This window comes from Flavobacterium sp. NPDC079362, from assembly GCF_050267765.1.
In the GTDB taxonomy this organism is placed as follows: domain Bacteria; phylum Bacteroidota; class Bacteroidia; order Flavobacteriales; family Flavobacteriaceae; genus Flavobacterium; species Flavobacterium azizsancarii.
This window is the reverse complement of the sequence record NZ_JBNNFM010000002.1, coordinates 364,792-386,383: the sequence shown is the minus strand read 5'-3', so window position 1 is coordinate 386,383 and position 21,592 is coordinate 364,792. Positions and strand designations below refer to the sequence as shown.

At 36.2% G+C, this 21,592-nt stretch carries 20 protein-coding genes; 15 read left to right on the top strand and 5 right to left on the bottom strand.

What is annotated here, in order from left to right; all coding sequences use genetic code 11:
- Positions 1 to 142 precede the first annotated feature (142 nt).
- The 6 genes from ACQKCJ_RS03920 to ACQKCJ_RS03895 all read left to right on the top strand — a co-directional run bounded on the left by ACQKCJ_RS03920 (position 143) and on the right by ACQKCJ_RS03895 (position 5,274).
- The gene (locus ACQKCJ_RS03920; protein ID WP_427401420.1) at positions 143 to 1,207 is read left to right on the top strand and encodes a sensor histidine kinase; all 1,065 of its coding nucleotides are present in this window, start codon (positions 143 to 145) and stop codon (positions 1,205 to 1,207) included.
- Positions 1,194 to 1,928: a LytR/AlgR family response regulator transcription factor gene (locus ACQKCJ_RS03915; RefSeq protein ID WP_121321641.1), complete on the top strand. Its 735-nt coding sequence runs from the start codon at positions 1,194 to 1,196 to the stop codon at positions 1,926 to 1,928. Before ACQKCJ_RS03920 ends, ACQKCJ_RS03915 begins: the two co-directional genes overlap by 14 nt.
- Positions 1,929 to 2,306: 378 nt before the next feature.
- Entirely contained in the window at positions 2,307 to 3,167 is an 861-nt protein-coding gene (locus tag ACQKCJ_RS03910) for an AraC family transcriptional regulator (protein ID WP_427401419.1), read from the top strand.
- 88 nt (positions 3,168 to 3,255) lie between these two features.
- Complete coding sequence (locus ACQKCJ_RS03905) at positions 3,256 to 3,477, top strand: hypothetical protein (protein WP_230038382.1); 222 nt, start codon at positions 3,256 to 3,258, stop codon at positions 3,475 to 3,477.
- Positions 3,478 to 3,486: 9 nt separating this feature from the next.
- Entirely contained in the window at positions 3,487 to 4,542 is a 1,056-nt protein-coding gene (locus ACQKCJ_RS03900) for an NAD(P)/FAD-dependent oxidoreductase (RefSeq protein ID WP_427401418.1), read from the top strand.
- Positions 4,543 to 4,680: 138 nt separating this feature from the next.
- Complete coding sequence (locus tag ACQKCJ_RS03895; protein WP_427401417.1) at positions 4,681 to 5,274, top strand: short chain dehydrogenase; 594 nt, start codon at positions 4,681 to 4,683, stop codon at positions 5,272 to 5,274.
- 212 nt (positions 5,275 to 5,486) lie between these two features.
- Here the strand turns inward: ACQKCJ_RS03895 and ACQKCJ_RS03890 are convergent, their stop codons facing one another.
- Together ACQKCJ_RS03890 and ACQKCJ_RS03885 are read right to left on the bottom strand one after the other, a co-directional pair.
- Entirely contained in the window at positions 5,487 to 5,756 is a 270-nt protein-coding gene (locus tag ACQKCJ_RS03890; protein WP_427401416.1) for a hypothetical protein, read from the bottom strand.
- 554 nt (positions 5,757 to 6,310) lie between these two features.
- Positions 6,311 to 6,667, bottom strand: a complete 357-nt coding sequence (locus ACQKCJ_RS03885) for a winged helix-turn-helix transcriptional regulator (protein WP_121321579.1) — start codon at positions 6,665 to 6,667, stop codon at positions 6,311 to 6,313.
- Between the two features lie 114 nt (positions 6,668 to 6,781).
- On the opposite strand from ACQKCJ_RS03885, the gene ACQKCJ_RS03880 reads away from it, so the two are divergent.
- Positions 6,782 to 7,744 carry an aldo/keto reductase gene (locus tag ACQKCJ_RS03880; protein WP_121321577.1) on the top strand — a complete coding sequence of 321 codons (963 nt, stop codon included), beginning with the start codon at positions 6,782 to 6,784 and terminating at the stop codon, positions 7,742 to 7,744.
- An 839-nt stretch (positions 7,745 to 8,583) separates the two neighbouring features.
- Here ACQKCJ_RS03880 and ilvD read toward each other — a convergent pair.
- Both ilvD and ACQKCJ_RS03870 read right to left on the bottom strand, forming a co-directional pair.
- Positions 8,584 to 10,278 (bottom strand): dihydroxy-acid dehydratase, encoded by a 1,695-nt coding sequence (gene ilvD, locus ACQKCJ_RS03875; RefSeq protein WP_121321575.1) that lies wholly within the window; start codon positions 10,276 to 10,278, stop codon positions 8,584 to 8,586.
- 50 nt (positions 10,279 to 10,328) lie between these two features.
- Positions 10,329 to 10,898 carry a Crp/Fnr family transcriptional regulator gene (locus ACQKCJ_RS03870; protein ID WP_121321573.1) on the bottom strand — a complete coding sequence of 190 codons (570 nt, stop codon included), beginning with the start codon at positions 10,896 to 10,898 and terminating at the stop codon, positions 10,329 to 10,331.
- 200 nt (positions 10,899 to 11,098) lie between these two features.
- On the opposite strand from ACQKCJ_RS03870, the gene ACQKCJ_RS03865 reads away from it, so the two are divergent.
- The 8 genes from ACQKCJ_RS03865 (at position 11,099) to ACQKCJ_RS03830 (ending at position 19,500) form a co-directional block, all read left to right on the top strand.
- The gene (locus tag ACQKCJ_RS03865; RefSeq protein ID WP_121321571.1) at positions 11,099 to 11,392 is read left to right on the top strand and encodes an IS110 family transposase; all 294 of its coding nucleotides are present in this window, start codon (positions 11,099 to 11,101) and stop codon (positions 11,390 to 11,392) included.
- A complete protein-coding gene (locus ACQKCJ_RS03860; RefSeq protein ID WP_121321569.1) occupies positions 11,359 to 12,054 on the top strand; it encodes a T9SS type A sorting domain-containing protein in 696 nt (231 codons plus the stop codon). The genes ACQKCJ_RS03865 and ACQKCJ_RS03860 overlap by 34 nt, the downstream gene beginning before the upstream one ends.
- A 5-nt stretch (positions 12,055 to 12,059) precedes the next feature.
- Positions 12,060 to 13,100, top strand: a complete 1,041-nt coding sequence (locus tag ACQKCJ_RS03855; RefSeq protein ID WP_147424205.1) for a hypothetical protein — start codon at positions 12,060 to 12,062, stop codon at positions 13,098 to 13,100.
- A gap of 17 nt (positions 13,101 to 13,117) precedes the next feature.
- On the top strand, positions 13,118 to 13,546 hold the full coding sequence (locus tag ACQKCJ_RS03850) for a hypothetical protein (RefSeq protein WP_121321565.1): 429 nt from the start codon (positions 13,118 to 13,120) through the stop codon (positions 13,544 to 13,546).
- Positions 13,547 to 13,624: 78 nt separating this feature from the next.
- Positions 13,625 to 14,047 carry a hypothetical protein gene (locus ACQKCJ_RS03845; protein WP_121321563.1) on the top strand — a complete coding sequence of 141 codons (423 nt, stop codon included), beginning with the start codon at positions 13,625 to 13,627 and terminating at the stop codon, positions 14,045 to 14,047.
- 173 nt (positions 14,048 to 14,220) lie between these two features.
- Positions 14,221 to 14,544: a hypothetical protein gene (locus ACQKCJ_RS03840; RefSeq protein WP_230038387.1), complete on the top strand. Its 324-nt coding sequence runs from the start codon at positions 14,221 to 14,223 to the stop codon at positions 14,542 to 14,544.
- A 17-nt stretch (positions 14,545 to 14,561) separates the two neighbouring features.
- On the top strand, positions 14,562 to 15,083 hold the full coding sequence (locus ACQKCJ_RS03835) for a hypothetical protein (protein WP_147424204.1): 522 nt from the start codon (positions 14,562 to 14,564) through the stop codon (positions 15,081 to 15,083).
- Between the two features lie 2,674 nt (positions 15,084 to 17,757).
- Positions 17,758 to 19,500, top strand: coding sequence for an APC family permease (locus ACQKCJ_RS03830; RefSeq protein ID WP_230038398.1), 1,743 nt, complete (start codon positions 17,758 to 17,760; stop codon positions 19,498 to 19,500).
- A gap of 23 nt (positions 19,501 to 19,523) precedes the next feature.
- On the opposite strand, the gene mrdA is transcribed toward ACQKCJ_RS03830, so the two are convergent.
- Complete coding sequence (gene mrdA / locus ACQKCJ_RS03825; protein WP_230038400.1) at positions 19,524 to 21,395, bottom strand: penicillin-binding protein 2; 1,872 nt, start codon at positions 21,393 to 21,395, stop codon at positions 19,524 to 19,526.
- Positions 21,396 to 21,592 lie beyond the last annotated feature (197 nt).

The window sequence follows — 21,592 nt, the reverse complement described above, 5'->3', positions numbered from 1 at the left end:
ATTAATATTACCAGCGAAAGATATTTTTCTTTCGTATTCTAAAAAAGCAGTTTATTTAAACAGCATTATTTGCATTGCAAACAGCAATTTTGATTTGATAGAAAAGCATTATTTTTACATTTATAAGAAAATGACAATCCAAATGAAGGCACTTACATACGATCCTGAAAATAGATTTATGAAAATTAAATTGTATACTTTATACTGGCTGGGATATATTTTGCTTTTTAGTTTGATTCAAGGTTTACCGGCCGGAGATTTTTTAACCGCATTTTATAATGAATGGTATAGCATTTTGCCTAAAATTCTTTTTGTGACCATCGTTGTCGAATTTTTAATGCCTCGCTTTTTGTTCAGGAAAAAAACAATTGCTTTTATCACTGTATATATTCTTCTAATTTTAGTTTTTGCTTTTTTGCAGCGCTTGATTGACAATCACATTATAATTCGTTATTATCTGACTTTCTGGAAAATTGAACCAATTTTATCTGCTCCGGTTTTTTTATATAATATTAGTAAACTCCAATTTGTGGTAACTATTCCGCTGGCTTTTAAGCTGTTTTATTATTTAGCAGAAGAAAAAAATAAAGTTCAAATCATATCATCCCAAAAATTACAGGCTGAATTATCTTCTCTTCGAAATCAATTTCATCCACATTTTTTGTTCAATGTCCTCAATAGCTTGTACTCTAAAATTTTAACCAAATCAGATGATTCTGCTGAAATTGTGCTGAGAATATCCGATTTGCTTCGGTTTTCTATCTATGATGTAAATAATAGAAATATCTCCTTGCAAAATGAAGTAGATTATCTTAAAAATTATATTTCGTTGCAGCAACTGCGTTTTGAGAATCAGCTTCAATTGAGTTTTAGTGTTCACGGTACTATCGAAAATCATTCTATTGAGCCTTTTTTGATACTTCCGTTTATAGAAAACAGCTTCAAATATAGTTTAGATGAAGTAGGTCAGGCGTGGATTACCATTTCTATTGCGGTGACTAATGGATGGCTTTCTGTTAAAATTGAAAATAGTCTTCCTAAAGAAATTAGCAAGACAACAGAAAATTTGAATAGTGGAATTGGAATTGCAAATGTTAAAAGAAGATTAGAACTACTTTATCCAGAAAAGCATATTTTGACTGTGAAAAATGAAATTACGAGTTTTTTCGTTTCCTTAAAAATAAAAATAGAAGATGGCTGTAATTAACTGTATTATAATTGAAGATGAATTACCAGCCTCTATTTTGCTGGAACTTCATATTGCCCGGTTTGATTTTTTAGATTTAAAAGGCAGATTTACGAGCGTTGCAAATGCACAGAACATTTTGAAATCGCATAAAATTGACCTTATTTTTCTAGATATCAATTTACCGGGAAAATCCGGAATCGAATTTGCGAGAAGTTTATCTTCAGAAACCGCAGTAATTTTTACAACTGCTTACACAGAATATGCGGTCGAAGGATTTGAAATTGAAGCCATCGATTATATTTTAAAACCAATTGCCTTTGGACGTTTTACAAAAGCGATAAGCAAATACACAAAAATTAGGGAATCAAATGAAATCGTTTTGCATTCTAAAATTCAGGAAACTGATCGCGCGTTTATTTTTGTGAAATGCGAAAGAAAAATGGTCAAACTTTTTTTAGACGAAATTGACTATTTTGAATCTCAAGGAAACTATTTACTGATTTATACAGCAACAGAATGTTATAAAACGTATCAGTCGATTACAGAAATGGAAGAAAAATTACCTGAGGGCCTGTTTTTCAGAATTCATCGCTCATTTCTTGTTGCCATAAAAAAAATAACAAGTTATAATACAAACCATATCAATATTCAAAATAAGCAATTGCCTATTGGAAGGTTTTATCAGTCCTCTGTATCTTATTTACTGAATTCTTTAACAAATAACGCTTTGAATTTATAAAATAGCGATCAGGTAAACAGGCGCGTAGGTGCGATATTGGATACAATAGACATTCTGCTCACTGAGTTTTTAGGTTTAATGTTTTTTGGGAGCTTTTTGCCGCTATTCGTTGCAATCTTTTGTGCCGAACCCCGGCACAAAAGGATTTCCACTGCACACGAGCGAAGCGAACTGGCGAAGCAATCGGGGCTAGGGCCGCGGGGATATTGGTTTGTCAAGCTCCACATTGAAACCCAATTGTGGTATCTCTATTTAATTCTCAATTATTATTTTAAACACCATACGCCACAATTCTGTTCACAGAGGATGAAGTAAATTATAATTTTCATAAACTTACTATCTTTGATTAAAATTTAGCCATTAAAGAATATTGAAATTGTGGAAAACATTCCAATCCGCCATATTAGCCAGCAAAGTGAACCTGAATTGACAGGGAGTTTTACTATACGGGAAATAACATCCTTATTGTCCGGCAGGGATATGGTTCAGGAGCTGCACAGGCATGATTTCTATTATATTTTAATTATTAATAATGGAACAGGCCATCACGATATTGACTTTACAGGCTATGAAATAAAAGATCATACTGTTTTTATGATGCGTCCCGGCCAGGTGCATAACCTTTTTCTAAAAGCAGGCTGCACGGGCTATTTAATACAATTTAAAACAGATTTTCTTTATTCTCATAACAGTGCCTCCCAAAAGCATCTGACCAGGCTAATTCAATACAGTGCTTACAACCTCGAGCAGGAAGGATTTTGCAGAATCGAGGCTGTCGTATCAGAGGCATTAAAAGAATATTCAAACAAACTCAAAGGCTATCACGAAGTTTTGAAAGCAAACCTGAGCATTTTTCTTATTGAACTGCTTCGCCAGCGGCCTGATAACGCTATTGCGGCTATGGGGGATAACACCTATGGACAGGAAAAATTGGAGCAATTTCTGGAACTTGTGGAAAAAAACAGTAGTACCCACAAACAGGTTTCACAATATACCGGTTTATTGAATTTATCGTCTTACCAGCTAAGTTCTATTACAAAAACTTTACTTGCTAAAACCCCTTCTGAGATTATAAACCAGCATATTATCCTGAAAGCCAAACGCCAGCTTTTGGCGACCTCAAAGCAAGTGGGCCAGATTGCCTGCGACTTAGGATATAATGACCCTTCTTATTTTACCCGGTTTTTTAAAAGGCATACCGGTCTCTCTCCCGAGTCCTTTAGGCAAAACTCTAAATAAGTCCTAAGGATCTTCATTTCTGTCCTATCATAGAGGTTTTCCACTGAAGTAATTTTGTCCAATAAAATTAATTCAAACCCAGATCAGTATGAAAACAAAAATGAAACTGATGGCATCCTTAAAGATATGGCTGGCCATTTATCCCTCCATTACACTTTTTTTATTCCTCTTTGGTAATGCATTGTCCGTATTGCCTTTATACCAGCGGACTTTTATACTCACCATAGCGCTGGTTCCCTGGATCGTATTTGCCGGGATTCCGTTTTTAGATTTTATCCAGCGACAGTTTACCTATAAACCCAAAAAATAAAAGTAAAAAATGGATCGTCCAACAACAACGGAATCTCTCAGTTCCGGCGCCACTGCCGGTACAGATTTAACAGGACCAAGGCGTAAGTTCATTAAACAAACCGGATTGGCAATAGCAGCTTTAACTTTTCCATTTCCACTTAGAGCATTTTATATGAGTACAGTTAGTAAAAAATTTGATGTCATTATTATCGGGGGAAGCTACTCCGGCCTGGCCGCAGCAATGGCACTGGGAAGGGCATTAAAACAAGTTTTGATTATCAATAGCGGTGAGCCCTGCAATGCACAAACGCCATATTCCCATAATTTCCTCACCCGGGACGGCAGCACACCTGCAGGAATCGCCGTAGTGGGAAAACAGCAGGTAGAAAAGTATCAAACTGTAAAATTCCTTAATGGCTTTGCTTCCAGTGGAAAGAAAACGGACAAAGGTTTTGAAATAATGATGGAAACCGGTGAAACTTTCCAGGCCTTAAAATTAATTTTTGCTACGGGCATAAAAGATATAATGCCGCCCATTGAGGGGTTTTCAGAGTGCTGGGGGATTTCAGCTATACATTGCCCGTATTGTCATGGCTATGAAGTGCGGGGTAGCCGGACAGGGATTCTGGGCAATGGTGATCCTGCATTTGAACTGGCTAAGATGATTTCAAACTGGACCCCGGATCTGATCCTCTATACCAATGGGGTATCTGCAATAAACGCCGGGCAGAATGCCAGTCTGAAACGCCGTAATATTAGTGTTGTTGAAAAGCAGATCAGTAAGCTGGAACATCTTGGGGGGCATATCCGGCATATTGTGTTTACAGACGGCACAAGATCTTCACTGAGTACTCTGTATGCCCCCAGGCCTTTTATACAGCACTGCACAATACCTGAATCTCTGGGATGTCTAATGACCCAGGACGGCTATATTAAGACCGATCCTTTTCAGCAGACCTCCATTGAAGGTATTTATGCTTCGGGGGACAATGCCTCTCGGGCCAGGACTCTTGCCAATGCAGTTGCAATGGGAACGGCAGCGGGTATGGCAGCCAGTAAAAAGCTGATACTGGAACAATTTTGATGTTGATGCCCATAAGGGCTCACAAGGAGGCATTATCTGAGTTCTGTCCTGTCCAGCTTCATTTCGGTCCTAACAAATTGAAAACACCTGAGATATCTTTCAAAGAAAATAAACCAAAAAAAATTAAAATTCACAATTATGAAAATTATTATAGTAGGTGCAAGCGGCACTATGGGAAAACATTTAGTCAAAGCACTGGAAAAGGAGCATGAAGTTATCACAGTGGCATCCAAAGGATGTGGCATCGATGCTGATATTACATCACCGGAATCCATTGAAAACCTATTTAGGAAGGCCGGCTCATTTGATGCCTTGATTTCAACGGCAGGCCCGACATTTGTAGGTCCATGGGGCAAATTAAATGATGCAGCATTCAGAAAGGGAGTGGAAGGAAAAATGATGGGGCAGATCAACCTGGTGCTGATAGGTCAGCATTATATCAACCCGAAAGGTTCCTTTACCCTAATTACCGGAGCCTTGACCCATGAGCCTCAGGTAAACTTTGCCAATGCATCAGCTGTTAACGGTGCTGTGGAAGGATTTGTCCGTGCAGCGGCCATTGAGCTTGATAACGGGATTCGTATCAATGCAGTAAGCCCCACAGTCATCGAAGATTCCCCGCAGTATTTCCCATACTTCCCCGGAGAGATCCCCACCACCATGAGACAGTTGGAATTTATGTTTCGAAAAAGCGTGTTTGGCAAGGGAACCGGGCATATCATTAGGGCTTAATTTTTGCAGCAGCTGCACTTCAAAGCGGTCAGCTTTGGAATTGATTGGGCTGCTTATTGCTCAGCAGAGCTCATACAAATTTCCCGCCGGGGCCCGCAAGCCCTGGCTTATTTGTTTTGTTCATTGCAGGCTGAAAGTTTTCAGCCATTTTTGCTGTCTGTGGGAATACACCTCTGCAAAAAACGGTTATTATTAATGGTTTTTTACAGGCATCAAATCTGGGTACCTAAAAACTTGCGCTCAGAAAGTTTATTATTTCGGGGTGCGCCATCAAGCGATGCATACCTTGCGAGTTCATCTTCTTTAAGCTCGTCATTTCCCAGTTCCCTAATTTCGAATTCCCTGCTGACCGGATTATCCTTTTCGGGCGCTATGGTTTCAAAGGACGCGCTTTGAGCCTCATCGCTCCTCTGAGTATTCCTATCCGTTTGAGACCCCTTTAAAGGGTCATTCTCTATAAGGTCCTTTTCCTTGTCCTTCACCGTTATGTCTTTGGGGCCGCTTTGGGGTTCCTTATAAGGGTGCTGCGGGTCATAGGGGCTGGGTGTTTTTGGCTGCGTGTTTTTGGGTCTTTGATCGGTTTTTGGGAATTACAGTGGTTTTTGTGGTAATTTTTTGTTGTATCTTTTTCGGTTTGATGTTATTTTTTTGGAGCTTTTTCCCGCTATTCGTTGCAATCTTTTGTGCCGAACACCGGCACAAAAGGATTTTCACTGCTATCGGGGCTAGGATCTGTAACAGATCCAATTTGTCTTTGGAGAGAGCAGGATTCGAACCATAAGCTGGGAACCGCTGTATATGCCACTTTTATTTATGTCTTGAACCTCTGTGCACCGATTCTGCACCCAAATTCAATTTTACTATTCAATATTAAATCATTCACAAAAATTAAGATACTAACTAATTAACAGACAGTAGTATTATTCTTTTTTTTGTATTACAAATATATCAAAAATATCGAATATTTAGGTTTAAGAGATTGCAGCATTATTCTACAGTAGTAAAAAAGGTATCAACTCCAAAGTGTAAACCAAAGTTAATTTTGTGCGAGTATTAAATTTTCTAATGTTTCACGATGCGTTTCGCCCCATTTTGCAGTACGAGCAATAACTGGTATAAGTGTTTGTCCTAAAGGTGTCAATTCATATTCTACCTTTAAAGGCATTTCGTTAAAATCAACTTTAGAAAGAATTCCATGATCAATGAGTTGTTTCAGCTGTGTATCTAAAACCCTGCGGCTTGCTTTAGGGATTTTCCTTTGTAATTCTCCAGGTCTTTTAATTCCAGAATAAATACTCCAGATCAAAGCAAGTTTCCATTTTCCATTCATCACTTCGAGAAATAAATTTAATCCACAATCAAGGGAAACAGGTAATTTTTTTTTGTAAGTCATAAGGTAATTTTCTACAGTAAAAATAGTGAAAAATAAAAACCTGATATAGGTGAATTTAGCCGTAATTGTATGTTTTGACCTTTCTGCTTAATTTTGCTTCATAAAATAAAAGTTATGAAAAATAAGTTATTTGGAAAGAAAACAGGTTTATATGCCAGTGAGTTAGTTTTAGGAGCTGCTATGTTAGGAAACCGAAAAGGATATGGCTCTACGGCCGAAGAAGCGAAACATATTCTAACAGCTTACGCAGATGCCGGAGGAAATTTTATAGACATTTCTGACCGTTACCAGCTTGGTGAATCCGAGGAAATTGTTGGTAAGTTTATGGAGCATCAGCGAAGTAATTTTATAATCTGTACTAAATACACACAAAGTAATGAAAGCAATCCAGCAATAAGCAACTACGGAAATCATCGCAAAGCAATGAGACAGGCTGTAGAATCAAGTCTGAAACGATTAAAAACAGATTATATTGATGTGTACATGCCACATTTTGATGACGGTGTTACTCCTATGGATGAGATTGTACGAGGTTTGGAAGATTTAGTAAATGCTGGAAAAGTGCTTTATACAGGCTTAACAAATTTTCCTGCTTGGAAGGCCGCTGCAATTGCAAAAAGCGCAAATCTAAGTGCCATTCAAATTGAATATAACTTAATACAACGCACTGCTGACAGGGAATTTATACCGATGGCTTCAGAATTTGGTTTAGGAATAATGATGTATTCACCATTGGCCGGTGGTTTGTTGACAGGAAAATACCGTCAGGGAGAATCCGGACGTATAAACTCCGGTTCAAATTCAGAATACAACGAAAACGATGTTACAAAAAAAATTATAGATGCGCTTATCACCATTTCTGAGGAACTGGGTATTACACCGGGTCAGGTAGCTTTTGCATGGACTTTGTCTAAAGATGCTTTTCCAATAGTTGGAGCACGTGCTGTCTCTCATTTAAATGATGCTTTAAAGGCAGTATCCGTTCCGCTTACTGCAGATCATATTTCGATTTTAGATCAGCTTAGTATGGTATCTTTAGGTTATCCTCATGATTTGCTGCAACAAGTCCGAGGCTGATAAATTTAATTACTAAATTCTGTAGTAAAGTGTCTTTTTGCTGAAGATAATTCATAGCAATTGCTGGACTTCCAAACAAGCCCTGATTTAAATGTTAAATCGTTGAAAGCGAATGTTGTAAAAGATTATCTTCAGCTGTTTGTAGGTAGTGCTTGTCACTATTTGTAACAACTCTTTTTTGTTAGTATATGAATTAGAAGATGTTCAACATACTGAAGAGTTATTTTAAATTTTCTAATAAGCCTTGCAGAAATATTACTACCCAAAAGACTGATCATCGCTTATCAAGTGATGTATATAAAAATGCTAAGTCTTTAAAAGTTTTGAATCGAGCAGATGAACGTTGAGTTTAATGAATGTTATTTACATGTTGATTTTGTTCAATTTATAATTTTTAAAAACATCATGTGCCACGATTGCGCCACAAAACTATGACGGGTGAAATATTTTTAAAAAACGCCTTAACTTTTTGTGGCAGAAAAGGTATCCACTCCAATCATCATGTGCCACGATTGTGCCACAAAACTTAGACGGGTGAAATATTTTTAAAAAACGCCTTAACTTTTTGTGGCAAAACAGGTATCCATTCCATTCTAATAAAAGTTTTAAATCGGCCAGACGAACATTGAGCGGTATTGAAGTTGTACATATGCCTGAGATGTTTAGACCAGGGAGAACTATGTTTAAATCATTCTGTAAATTATCCGTTTAACTTTTAAATTACTTAAATTCTTATATTTGATTCTGACAGATGCGACAGACCCTTTCTTTTTCACTGTTAAGCAACTTCACTAATAATTGAACTCAAAAAAAGTTTTAAATTTAAAAACAATGCATTCTTATCCTAGTAAATCAGTTTTTAATACTGCACCATTACTTGCATTCGTTACCAATGCTCTATATTGTCCAAGCCATTTTGAAGTTAACATTTTTTTAGTGGGTTGGAATACTGCTTTTCTGGCATTTATTTCGTCATGGCTTAAGTTCACAGATAAGGTATATCCATCTACATCAATATGTATTTCATCTCCGTCTTTTAGAAGACCAATCATACCGCCTTCTGCCGCTTCGGGAGAAACATGACCAATTGAAGCGCCTCTGGTGGCACCGCTGAACCTTCCGTCAGTTATTAAAGCTACAGAACTTCCCAATCCCATCCCCATAATTAAACTAGTTGGAGACAACATTTCCTGCATTCCGGGCCCGCCTTTTGGACCCTCATATCTAATAACCACGACATTTCCAGCTTTTACTTTTCCCATCATTATTCCCGCAATCGCTTCGGTCTGACCATCAAAACAAACTGCTTTTCCTGTAAAGACCCTTGTACCAGTAAGGCCGGCAGTTTTAATTACAGCACCTTGCTCGGCAAGATTGCCATACAAAATAGCAAGTCCGCCAACTTTGCTATACGGATTGTCTATTGTATGAATAATGTTAGTGTCTTTGATTTCAGCATTTGCTATTTTTTCCAATAAAGTTTCACCGCTGATCGTCAAATTATCAATCAGAACTCCTGAGCCTCTTTTGTTCATTTCTTTCATAACCGCATTTACACCGCCCGCTCTGTTTATATCTTCCATATGAACCGTACTTAGACTTGGCGATATTTTAGCAATATGAGAAACATTTCCCGAAATGGTATTAATATCTTTTAATTGGAAATCAACATCAGCTTCATTTGCAATAGCAAGCATATGTAATACCGTATTACTGCTTCCACCCATCGCCATGTCGACTGCAAAAGCATTTCTAACCGCATTTTCGTTTAAAATATTCCTTAGTTTAAACTTTTCTATCTCATTTTGATCTTTCGCGATAGTACAGATTCTTCGGGCAGCCTGGCGATACAATTCTTCACGTTCCGGAGTCTGAGCCAGTATTGTTCCGTTGCCGGGTAAAGCAATGCCCATAGCTTCCATTAATGTGTTCATAGAATTGGCTGTAAACATTCCAGAACAGCTTCCACCGCTGGGGCATGCATTGCATTCTATATCATACAACTCTTCTTCTGTAATTTTACCAGCTTCGTGCTTTCCAACCGCTTCAAATGCGGTAGCAAGATCGATTGGCGCGCCATTTTTTGTATATCCTTTTGACATCGGTCCACCACTAACAAAAATAGTAGGAACATCAACCCGCAATGCCCCCATAATCATTCCGGGGACGATTTTATCGCAGTTTGGAATGGCAATCATAGCATCGAGTTTATGAGCATTCATCACACTTTCAATTGAGTTTGCTATAATTTCGCGGCTTGGAAGAGAATATAACATTCCATCATGTCCCATTGCAATTCCATCATCTATTCCAATAGTATTAAATTCGAAGGGCACGCAGCCGTTGGCCCTAATTTCTTCTTTGATAATTTCGGCTACTTTATTTAGAAAAAAATGTCCTGGAATAATCTCAATAAAAGAATTGGCTACACCAATAAAAGGTTTCCCAAAATCCTCATTTTTTAGTCCGGTTGCTCTTAATAATGCTCTATGAGGTGTTCTTTGAACCCCTTTTTTTACTTCATCGCTTCTCATATGTTTTTTTTTAATTGTATTCTGCAGATACTAATTTTTGCTTAAGGATATTATATTTGAGATTTAATTCTACTGAGTGTTTCAGGCGAAATATTAAGGTAGGCCGCAAGATTTGCATTCGATAATCTCTGAACCAGTTCAGGATTATTTTTAAGAAGACCTCTATAACGTTCCGATGCATTTTGGGTAAGTAAGCTATTTAGTTTAGATGTGATTACAGTTAATCCATATTCAAGAATATAGATGTACATTTTATCCCATTGCGGGATTGTTTCTCTTAAACGGAAAAAATCATGATGGGAAATAACTAATAGTTCTGAATTTTCAACTGCCTCAATGTATTCTAAAGAAGATTCTCTTGAAATGAAGCTTACAATGGATGTTAAAAAAGTATTTTCAAACGCCATGAATCTCGTAGATATACTATGATCATTGTTACTGTAATACAATCGCAGGCATCCTTTATTTATAAAGAAAATTTGATCAGCAGTTTGATTTTCCCGAAGCAGTAACTGATTTTTTGATGCATTATAGGGCTTAAAAAAAGAAAGAACATTATCTAGCTGTTCTTCATTTATAGTTGTTTCGTCCTTTATAAGCTGCGCAAGTACCTTTTTCATTTTTTAATTACTTTTTCATTGCGTCAAAATTATGCTAAATTGATTTTATAGACATTGACATTGATCAAAATCGTAATTTTCTTCAAAAAGTTTGATTGTAGTAAATGATGGTACAATTTTTTGTAACCCCGATTAGAATATTTTTTTATCCGAAAGAACTTCCTCTTTGAGTATTTTATTTAACTCTAAAAATTTTTAAAATGAAAGAAAAAAATCAAATTTCGATGGAGATTGTCAATCCTAAAGCTGCAGGAATAGACATCGGAAGCAGGGGTCATTTTGTAGCTATTGGTCAAAAGGAAGAACACATAAGAGAGTTTGGTGTTTATAATGAAGACCTCAAAGCAATATCAAATTGGCTTAAAGAAAATGGCATCCTAACCATAGCAATGGAAAGTACAGGCACTTATTGGCAAGCATTATATGCTGTTTTGCTCAACGATGGTTTTCAAGTGATATTGTGCAATGGAAAATTCACCAAAAACATCCTATAACAGGGGATATTTCGGGTAATTATACTGGTAGTTTATTACGTTATGACTTTAGCGGGCAAAACATTATTAGCAGTACACCACTGGAAATAGACTTACATCAGGAAGAAAAACAATTAGCCGGAGAGTGGAAAGAAACAGGGGGAGACGCAGTAGTTTTTGCAGCCCGAATACAGGAAAATGCGATCGTATTTAAAGACTCCAAAATAGACCGTACGGAACACTTTTACAAGGGGCGATCCAATACATATGAATTTAAGGAAGCGCAACTTCAATTGCTGCAGACGGACGAATCACTGTTTATCATAGGCAACCTCCAGCTCTATAACATCGAGGAACGGGAGAACGAAAAGCCCATGTACATCATTTTAGAGAAAAAACAATCGAGACCTGTTACCACGGCCAGTGAAATACTATCCAAAATTGTCGTTTATCCCAACCCTTTTGAAAGTAGTTTTCAATTGAGTTTTGATTTAACCGAAACTACCAACGTAACTGCAAGTGTACACTCCTTATCGGGACAATTGCTCTATACTACCCAATGGGACAGTCTGAGCCAGGGCACACTAAGCAAAACCATAAGCCTTAACGCCCCCTCTGGTTACTATGTGCTCCGCCTGAATTACGGACAAGAAGTAAAAACTGCTATTTTAATTAAAAAATAAGAATTATGAAAAAGAAATATTATATATTAGTTCTTGCGTTCTTATGTATGCTTGTAGGGCAAAGTAGTTATGCACAAACCTCTGGTGGGGATTATGGTTGGGATATTGATCTTCCAGAGATATGTGTAGGAGCAGGTTGTGATGATGACGGTGGTAGTCCTGACTCAGGAGATCCTTGCGATATTTGGAGTTCATCTTATGATTACAACACATGCCATGGCGGGAACAATAATGACACAGGAGATCCTTGCGATCCATTGAGCAGTGCGTATAATCCTAATCAATGTGGAGGTGACACAGGAGATCCTTGTGACCCATACAGCTATGCTTATGATTATACCGTTTGTTATGGAGAAACAACTAATCCAGATCCGCCTATACAAATTGATCCTGAACCCTGTGATGGCAAATTGGAAGCAGAAAATAAAAGTAATTCAATTCCAAATAACATACAATCTTCCACAGCAGATGCTCTTGATGCGGCATCAGCTATAGATGGTTTTGAACATGGAATTACTTTTGGTAAAGATGCAAATGGTCAAATAACTCAAGCTCCTATTAGAGATGGAGGTGTTTACAATGTGCCTGTTACACAAAATTGGCCAGGAGCTTTTGCGGCTGTACATAATCATGTGGTTGATTATCCGCCATCTGCAGGGGATGTTTATACTGCTGTGACATTGGTTTCAAATAACCCTAACTTTGTCACATCATATATTAATTTGCCAAATGGAGATTCATATGCTATGGTTGTGACAAACCCTGAATTAGCTAAAGAGTTTGTTACAAAATATCCTAAAGACCAAACAGATAACAATCCTCCGGAATTTCCCATAGTAATCTTTGACCACTTGCAGGATCTTGTACCTATAATGGGGTCAAGTACAGAAGGAAAAATAAATGCGATTGTTGCAACTTTAGACAAGTATAAATCGGGAATATCTATCTTAAAAAAAGACTCAGTTGATGGTTCATATGTAAAAATAGCAATTAAGCAAACCACAATAAATGGCATTACAAATTATCAACTAATTAATTGTCCATGACTAATAAATAATTAAAAATGAAAAAAATAATTAGATTTTTAATACTATTTTTAATAGCAACAGTTCTATATAGTTGTAAGGGAGTGCCAATGGTACAAACGACAAGAGAGATGAAAGAACTAAAAGTTAATGAATCAAAATTTGTAAATAAACCACTTAAATATTTACTTAAAGAAATAGGTCCTCAAATAAAAACTGGTATAGGACAAAATGAGGATCAATTCTTTTTTAGTTTTAGATTTACCACTTTAGAACAACAAAAACTAAATCAAGGAAGTTTAGATGATAGAGTATCTTTATATGTGTATGTAAAGGAACGTATTGACTGGCAATGGGAAAAAAGACCTAAAGGAATTGAAAGCGTCTGGACAAAAGAAGATGCCAAAAAATATGGGAATCTTATTGTAGTTAGAATAAAAATAATTGAAAAAAATAATATTCAATAGGTATTAGATTAACATGATTATTAATTAAGATTGTACTAAAAAACAGAAACAAGCTACAACCCTAAAAAAGTTGTAGTTTTGTTTTGTACAAAATGGCTAACAGGTTCTGATGGTTCTGACACAGGAGATTCTTGCGATCCATTAAGCAGTGCGTATAATCCCTATCAATGTGGAGGTGACACAGGAGATCCTTGTGACCCATACAGCTACGCTTATGATCATATGAGCTGCAACTATTGGAATTCAGATCCGCCAAATAATGATGACGACCCTTGTACATTCTCTACACTTCAGGCAGCAATTGGAGCAACGACATTTTTTGCGAATCATGCTTTACAACTATCAAATAATTTTTCCCCTTTTTCAACTACTAGTGGACAAAATGAAGAAGGCTTTGTAATTATTGAGGTTAATGGAGTAATTAGTTCAGGGATATTTGATACCAATGGGGCTTTACTTCCGGAGGAATTCAAACTGCTGGTACAAATGGAGGTTTTATAAAAATTTCAAATCATACCATTTCTGATGTACATACCCATCCGGCTGGTGGAATTCCCAGACCTAGTGCTGAAGATCTTTGGTCTTTAGCCGATTCGAAAAGTTTTTCACCGAATTTTTCGGATTCATATGTTATTGCAGCAGATGGAACAAAATATGATCTGCATATTTCTGATGTGAGTAAATTAGAAAATTTCAAGGAACTTAATGGAGATTTTTATGACCCCGCTACTAAAGGTTTTAAAGATGGAACTCCTTTAAGTATTGACTATAACCAGATGATTAATCCATTCACTACAAACAATCATATGAGTATTGAAGAAGCTCGTGAAAGAGCATATGCATATGTAGTAAAGGATGACGGAATTGATTTATTAAAAGCCGCATCAGGATCGAATGAATTTAAAAAAATTGATGTAAAACCATCCAAAAATCCGGACGGCACTGAGAAAAAAGATGCAATGGGTTTTACTATTTATGAAAGCGTAGATTGTCTATAAAATTAATTAAAAAAAAGATGAAAAAAGTAACAATAATTTTCTGCATAATAATCTTAGGTGCTTGTGCATGTAAAAAAGAAGCTACTGCAAAAGAAGAAAAAAAGTATTATAAAAACCCAACAAAACTTACTTTAAATGATTTTAAAGGGGATACTTTGGCATACGTGCAAACCAAAATTCTAGACAACAAAGAATATTATATTGGGAAAAAATTTGAGGTTTTGCTTAACGACCTTAATATACCTATAAATAATTTTCTGTTTTCTGAGGATGATAATAATATTGCATCTGTAAGTAGTACTATTTTTTTAATTTATGATGGCTTTGAAATAAAAAATAAATTGACTAGAGGGGAAATCCCTGTTAATCTTGTTGTACGATGGAATCCCCCTTTAAAAGCGGAAGATCTTAAAAAATTAAACGGAGAAATGGGAAAACGTGGCGAGTGGAATCCTAAAAATGAGGCTTATTTTAGAGAACAAATAGTCGAAAATATTGTAAAAACTGATTACAATCTTGAAAAGTATAAAAAAAAATAAATACTTATGGTTACTCTAGGATTTAGCATGGTTGAACAAGATTTAACCTAGCAGCCTGAAGTGTTGTCTAAAATGCAGGTGTCCTGTTTGAAGTCTATTCATTATGTTCGGGGGGTAAAGTACCTATAAATTTGATCTTTTTTACTAAACAAACTGCAACTCTAAGAAAAGTTGCAGTTTGTTGTTTTTGTAATACCACTAATGATTACATTATATCCAGTGGCTTTGGTATAATAAGTCTTTGCGGAAAATTCATCAAGGTGTGCAAAATGGAGATAAATGTTATATAGCTTTGGGAGCTGGTTTACTCGCTTTAGATATTGTCTCACTTGGAGAAGGTTCTGCTATTACACAAGGTGTCGGGACTGCACTGAGGCCTTTAGGGTTTAAATTATTTATTAATTGTATCTAATTTGTACCTCAGATTCATTTTAGATTATTTAATACTGCGGAATTAATTTTTTGGAAGTGAAATTCTTTTGATAGTGTATTACTAAATCATATCAATACTGTTTTGATTGCTAGTGGGTACCAAGCTTTAACATTATAAATATAAATGGAAGAAATAAATAACTTTAGGTGGCTTAGATTTATAAAAAATATAAGAATCCTCAATGTAATTATGTATGCTTTACTAATATTTTTTGGAAATATATACCAGCATTTCATTCTTGTGCTGTTGTTCTTATACCTGCATTTATTTGCGATTTTATTATTTATAATTTTGGAGATTAGATATGTAGTGTTGACAAGAAAGAACTTTTTAGAACATATTTTTACAAACTGGCTTGTATTTTTAGGGTTTTTAATTTTGACATATGATATCGCTAAAATATTTTTACCCAAGAGTTAGTACACCCATGTGTGTTTAAGTAGGAATCACAGCCAAGGCTGGCTGGATTTGCTCTTAAGAATTTAATAAAAGAATAAACTACGCTTCTAAAAAGTCGTGGTTTATTCTTTTTTTTATAGTATATATTAGAAGGTTAATGTAAGAGTTGTTTGGGTATAGTTCTAGGGTTTAAAGGACGCTCCAGCGCACCGCATAACGGCATCAAATCCATAATTCATGTTAGAACCAACTGTGTTACATCAATAGATTTTAACCACCTTTTGGTTGTATTAATTTTTATTTTTTTGACTATAACTTTGTTTTAGATAAACAAATGATATAATAAAAGAAGGTATTCATTTTTACGCTATGAGTCAATCGAAGAATTTGAAAGGATATTAGTTCAATTATATATAATGTAACTTTCAATTTGTATCTTAATTGCACCTCATAATATTTTGTATCGCTTAGTACTTCAAAAACTAATTTTTGGAGTTGTAATTCGTAAATATTTCATGATATCACCTGATTCGCTTTAGCTATGAAAAATATAAACGAAAACAAAAACAAGTTAGCTCATTCATTATAAGAATGTAAAAAAAGGTGCCAATTGTCTTAAATTGGCGCCATTTGCTGTAGTGACCTCTAAGTTTGAGATGATCACCTTAATGGGACTAGGACCATATTCCCTTGAAAACACAGGTTTCTAATTTTTATTAATATCGGGAACGGGACTCGAACCCTCCTGATAAAAAAACTAAAAAACAACGTAATCTAAAAGTTTCGAACCTAAACTCGTTAACGCTTTATTTTACTGAATTTCGATTTTTCAAAAATACCATGTGCCACGATTCTGCCACAAAACTTAATTTAAAGTTTTACACCTAAATAAAAGTGCTATTTAGTAGCCGTAAAGGAACAATTTTAGAACCATTTTGTGGATGATTTAAAGAAATTGGCTTATTATATGTAGTTATCTGTCTTCCAGTGGCTTTATAAATTTGGTTTAGATGTCCTGTTGGGGATTGATGCAAAAATTATAAAAAGTAAATTGGTTTATGGCAGTAAACTATTATACAATTCTACAAATATTATGGAGGATTTGAAAAAAACGTTTTAATTTAAGGTAGAATTGTCTTTATTTGGCTCTATGAATTACTGTTTCGGATCTGTATAGGAAGTACGGATTTATCCACTACCTCGATGATAAAATTATCCCAGGTAGTCTTTGTATTTGAGGCCCAGTTTTTGAGTCTTCTGATAACCACAACTTTGACTGCCTTTACAATAATTACAGATGCTATTATTATTGACGCTGCGATAAGCCATGTTAAAAAAGTGTTGCCTAAAAAGGTTGTGTTTAAGATATCCATAGATAAGTTTTAATGTTTCGATTCAAAAGTATTGAACTAACGGAACACCTGCAGATTACAAAAGCATAAAATAGACGCAAATTTTGCTTATCAAAGTTTTTAGTTGAAAAAAGCCCGGGGAGTGCTGTCTAAAGACAGTGAAAGCTAAAGAATACTATCAAAATAGTAGATCAACAGTTAATTGACACAAGCAGTAACGAATTATTTACACAGCTATAATTTTACAATAGGTGTACTGATAATTAGTATTTTCAAAGTTAACCATATAAAAAACCGATTCCAAGAAAAATAACCAATAGTTCTATTTTTTCTTTTTTATAAGATGACAGACTATCTGGATAATTGCCCTGTTGGACTTTTAGCACTTTTGTTGGGTAAAGTATTAATTTAGACTTAACTTTGTTTATAGGGGAATACGCTTTATAAAAAAACCTCGGGTTATTTCCTCTTTATAATTACCATTATTTCTATGAAAAAGAACATTACGCACAAACTAAATGAACTTCAGGCAACTGCTATCTGCGGTAACGATATTACTTCTTCCTGCCTTTATGTTTCTGCTCTTACCATTGGATATGCCGGGCAGTATGCCTGGATCTCACTTTTGATAGTGGCATTTGTGCTGCTGCTTTTTCGCAAAATTTATGGTGAAGTTGTCGGGGCGCTGCCTCTTAATGGAGGAGCATATAATGTGCTGCTCAATACATCAACAAAAAGGATAGCTTCATTTGCAGCGATTCTTACCGTACTGTCCTATATGACCACGGCAGTAATATCAGCCACTGAGGCTATGCATTATCTGCATACTATATTTGAGGGAATCAATATCCTTATGGCAGCGGCAGTAGTTTTGGTTTTATTTACCTTACTGGCAATTATTGGAATAGGGGAGTCGGCCATTGTCGCTGTCTGTATCTTTATAATTCATCTGGTTACCCTGGTGCTTCTGGTAGTATTTTCAGGTTTTTTTATATTTTCAAATGGATTGGAAACCTTTCACCTTAACTGGGAACTGCCTATGAATTCCAATGGGATAATATATACGCTGTTTCTGGGTTTCTCTGCAGCAATGCTGGGTATTTCCGGCTTTGAAAGTTCTGCTAACTTTGTAGAAGAACAAAAGGCAGGGGTTTTTCCAAAGACCCTTCGCAATATGTGGGCTATTGTAAGCTTTTTTAATCCAGTAATCGCCCTGCTGTTAATTGCCATAATACCCATTGCCCAGCTTGGAGAGCACAAAGAATCGCTTTTATCTTATCTGGGGCATACCACTGGAGGGGACTGGCTGGCATGGATGATCTCCATAGATGCCGTTCTTGTTTTGTGCGGTGCAGTGCTTACTTCTTTTGTCGGTGTCTCAGGACTTCTCAAAAGAATGACCCTGGACAGGATACTGCCCAATTATTTTCTTAAAGAAAACAAAAGAGGCTCCAATTACAGGATCATTGTTACCTTTCTGATACTATGCGTATCGGTTATGCTCGTTACAAAAGGAAGACTGGAAGCATTAGCCGGTGTTTATACTTTTTCTTTTCTGGCCGTTATGGCGCTTTTTGGTATTGGAAATCTGCTGCTGAAAATAAAACGCAGAAAACTTCCCAGACCTGAAAAGGCAAGGGGAATAGCAGTAGTGGTGGCAATAGCATTTATACTAATTGGATTTGCAGGTAATATTATTCTAAATAAGGAGGCTTTTCAAACCTTTATAAATTATCTTATACCCGCGGTTTTGTTTGTACTCATTATGCTCAACAGATCGCTTTTGATACAGACTATGGTGGATATTCTGGAATATTTCTATAAGCCTGTCCGCAAATTTGCCATTATAAGCAATCGCTATTTGAGAAAAGTACAGAATAAAATTCATTCCCAGGAGTTTGTCTTTTTTACAAAAAGTGACGATGTGGCGATACTTAACAAAGTAATGCAGTATGTACAGAACAACGAGACCACCAGAAAGCTGAAAATTGTCAATGTCAGGCTATTGGGGGAATGCAACAATGCCCTCAAGAAAGATCTTGAAGTGCTTGACAGGGCTTACCCTGAAATCCATATTGAGTTTGTAGAGATTGATGGCGTATTCGGGCCTGATCTTATAGATGAATTATCAGAGCAGTGGAAGATTCCCAAAAATTTCATGTTCATTGCCTCGCCGGGAGATAAATTTTCGTATCGTGTTTCTGAATTGGGAGGGGTTAGGCTGATTATGTAATACTATTATATTATACAGTATGATTATAAGGATACTTTATTTTTTGGGTGAATTTTATTTTTTAACTCCAGTGAAGGATTGTATTGACTCTCTAAGCTGGTATTGAGAACTTTAATCTCCAAATCAGTAAGGCTTATTTTTCTTTTAAGATATTTTTCGATCATAAGGCTGGCTATCGGACCTGCAATGGTTCTGCCGGCACCGCCGTTTTCAATTAATACTGCAATGGCAATTTTGGGATTATTCTTTGGGGCAAATGCAGCAAATATGGAATGGTCGGTCAATTGAACCCGTTTTCCATTTACTCTGGCAAAATTTTCTGCCGTGCCTGTTTTTCCGCAAATCTCTATTCCCGGAACATTCAAACCGCGTGCTGTCCCAAAATTGTATACATCAGATAATCCATCAATAACTGCATTGAAATACTTTTTCTCTATAGCCGTTATATGCTTTGTGGTAAACCTTGAAGGAATCTTTTGTCCGGCAATTTTCCTTACGATATGAGGTGTATAATAATAGCCACGGTTCGCTACTGCCGCCATCATGCTTGTGAGCTGGATAGGAGTCATTAAAACCTCTCCCTGTCCAATAGAATTGGAAATGATAGTGGTGCTCTTCCATTTCCTGTTTGGATAAATTTTGTTATAAGTCTGTGATGTTGGAATTTTGCCTTTTCTTCCTGTTGGCAGGTCATAGCCCATATAGTTGCCCAGACCAAAACTTTTCAGGTAATTAGCCCAGGAGTCAACACCCTTAGACGGCGTTGAATATCTGTTGATACTCAGCATATAAGTATTTCCAAAGTAGGTATTGCAGGAATTGTAAATCCCATTACGTAATTGATGGGGTCCCTCCCCGTGGCATTTCATAAAACTACCGCGGCCATAACTAAATCCATGACGGCATATAAAAGATGTGTTTTCATTTATAACACCTTCCTGCAGGCCAATTAAACCCGTTAGTATCTTAAAGGGCGAGCCGGGCGGGTACTCTGCCAGGAGCGCCCGGTTATACAGTGGTTTTGAGATCGAATCATAGTACAATTTCGTGTAGTTTTTTGACCGCGAGCTCCCTGTTAATAAACCCGGATCGTACGAGGGAGCAGTTATTAAAGCCAGTATCTCGCCGGTCTGTGGTTCAATAGCTACAATTGCGCCTCTTTTATGTACCATGAGCTGCTCTCCGTAGGATTGCAGTTCCGCGTCAATTGACAGGTTCATATCAGTACCCTTAACGGCCAGCGTATCATAATTGCCATTTTGATAAGATCCAATCTTCCTGTTGAATTTGTCTTTTTGAAAATATTTTATTCCTTTTATACCCCGGAGAAGATCCTCATAACTTTCTTCAACGCCTTGTTTCCCGATTAAGTCACCACTTTTATAATATGAATTTTCTTTTAGCAATTCTTGGTTTACCTGCGTGGTATAGCCAAATATATTTGCCCCATAATTTACTGTGTACTTCCTGAGCATTCTTTTTTGAAAATAAAATCCGGGAAAATTTCTTATTTTTTCCTGAAATGCTGAAAATTTACTGCGATCCAATTGGGCTAGAAATAAAGAAGGCAGCCGGGTGCTGTATGACCTTGCTTTGGCTATTTGTTTTGAGAATTCCCCTTTATTAATTTTTAGCAATTTACAAAGCTCTAAAGTATCGATGTTTTTGATTTCCCCAGGGATGACCATAATATCATATGAAAGCTGGTTTGTTACTAATATTTTGCCATATCTGTCGAATATATTGCCTCTTTCGGGTATTACATATTGAATTTTTATGGAATTGTTTTCAGCCTTTAATTTATAGGAATGATTCAAAATTTGTAAATAAAATATTCTTATAATTAAGATAGAGGCAGATGTTATAATTATAATTGGAAATAATAATTTTCTCAAGGTGAACAGTTATGGTAAGGTTAATGTAGGTACTTAATAAGTTTTGGCAGTGTCATTTGGGAAAACAGCACGCATATTCCCTGCAGCAGTACACATAACTTGGCACCTGCATGCTGTCGAAGTGGATCAATGCCAAAAAAATGTTGCTGATAAGCAGAATAATCGAGTGGCAGATAAAAAAACAACACAACAAGATT

Coding starts and splice junctions, on each gene's coding strand:
- ACQKCJ_RS03920 (WP_427401420.1), top strand. CDS start 143: ATGAAGGCACTTACATACGATCCTGAAAATAGATTTATGAAAATTAAA.
- ACQKCJ_RS03915 (WP_121321641.1), top strand. CDS start 1,194: ATGGCTGTAATTAACTGTATTATAATTGAAGATGAATTACCAGCCTCT.
- ACQKCJ_RS03905 (WP_230038382.1), top strand. CDS start 3,256: ATGAAAACAAAAATGAAACTGATGGCATCCTTAAAGATATGGCTGGCC.
- ACQKCJ_RS03900 (WP_427401418.1), top strand. CDS start 3,487: ATGGATCGTCCAACAACAACGGAATCTCTCAGTTCCGGCGCCACTGCC.
- ACQKCJ_RS03895 (WP_427401417.1), top strand. CDS start 4,681: ATGAAAATTATTATAGTAGGTGCAAGCGGCACTATGGGAAAACATTTA.
- ACQKCJ_RS03885 (WP_121321579.1), bottom strand. CDS start 6,667: ATGACTTACAAAAAAAAATTACCTGTTTCCCTTGATTGTGGATTAAAT.
- ACQKCJ_RS03880 (WP_121321577.1), top strand. CDS start 6,782: ATGAAAAATAAGTTATTTGGAAAGAAAACAGGTTTATATGCCAGTGAG.
- ilvD (WP_121321575.1), bottom strand. CDS start 10,278: ATGAGAAGCGATGAAGTAAAAAAAGGGGTTCAAAGAACACCTCATAGA.
- ACQKCJ_RS03870 (WP_121321573.1), bottom strand. CDS start 10,898: ATGAAAAAGGTACTTGCGCAGCTTATAAAGGACGAAACAACTATAAAT.
- ACQKCJ_RS03865 (WP_121321571.1), top strand. CDS start 11,099: ATGAAAGAAAAAAATCAAATTTCGATGGAGATTGTCAATCCTAAAGCT.
- ACQKCJ_RS03855 (WP_147424205.1), top strand. CDS start 12,060: ATGAAAAAGAAATATTATATATTAGTTCTTGCGTTCTTATGTATGCTT.
- ACQKCJ_RS03850 (WP_121321565.1), top strand. CDS start 13,118: ATGAAAAAAATAATTAGATTTTTAATACTATTTTTAATAGCAACAGTT.
- ACQKCJ_RS03835 (WP_147424204.1), top strand. CDS start 14,562: ATGAAAAAAGTAACAATAATTTTCTGCATAATAATCTTAGGTGCTTGT.
- ACQKCJ_RS03830 (WP_230038398.1), top strand. CDS start 17,758: ATGAAAAAGAACATTACGCACAAACTAAATGAACTTCAGGCAACTGCT.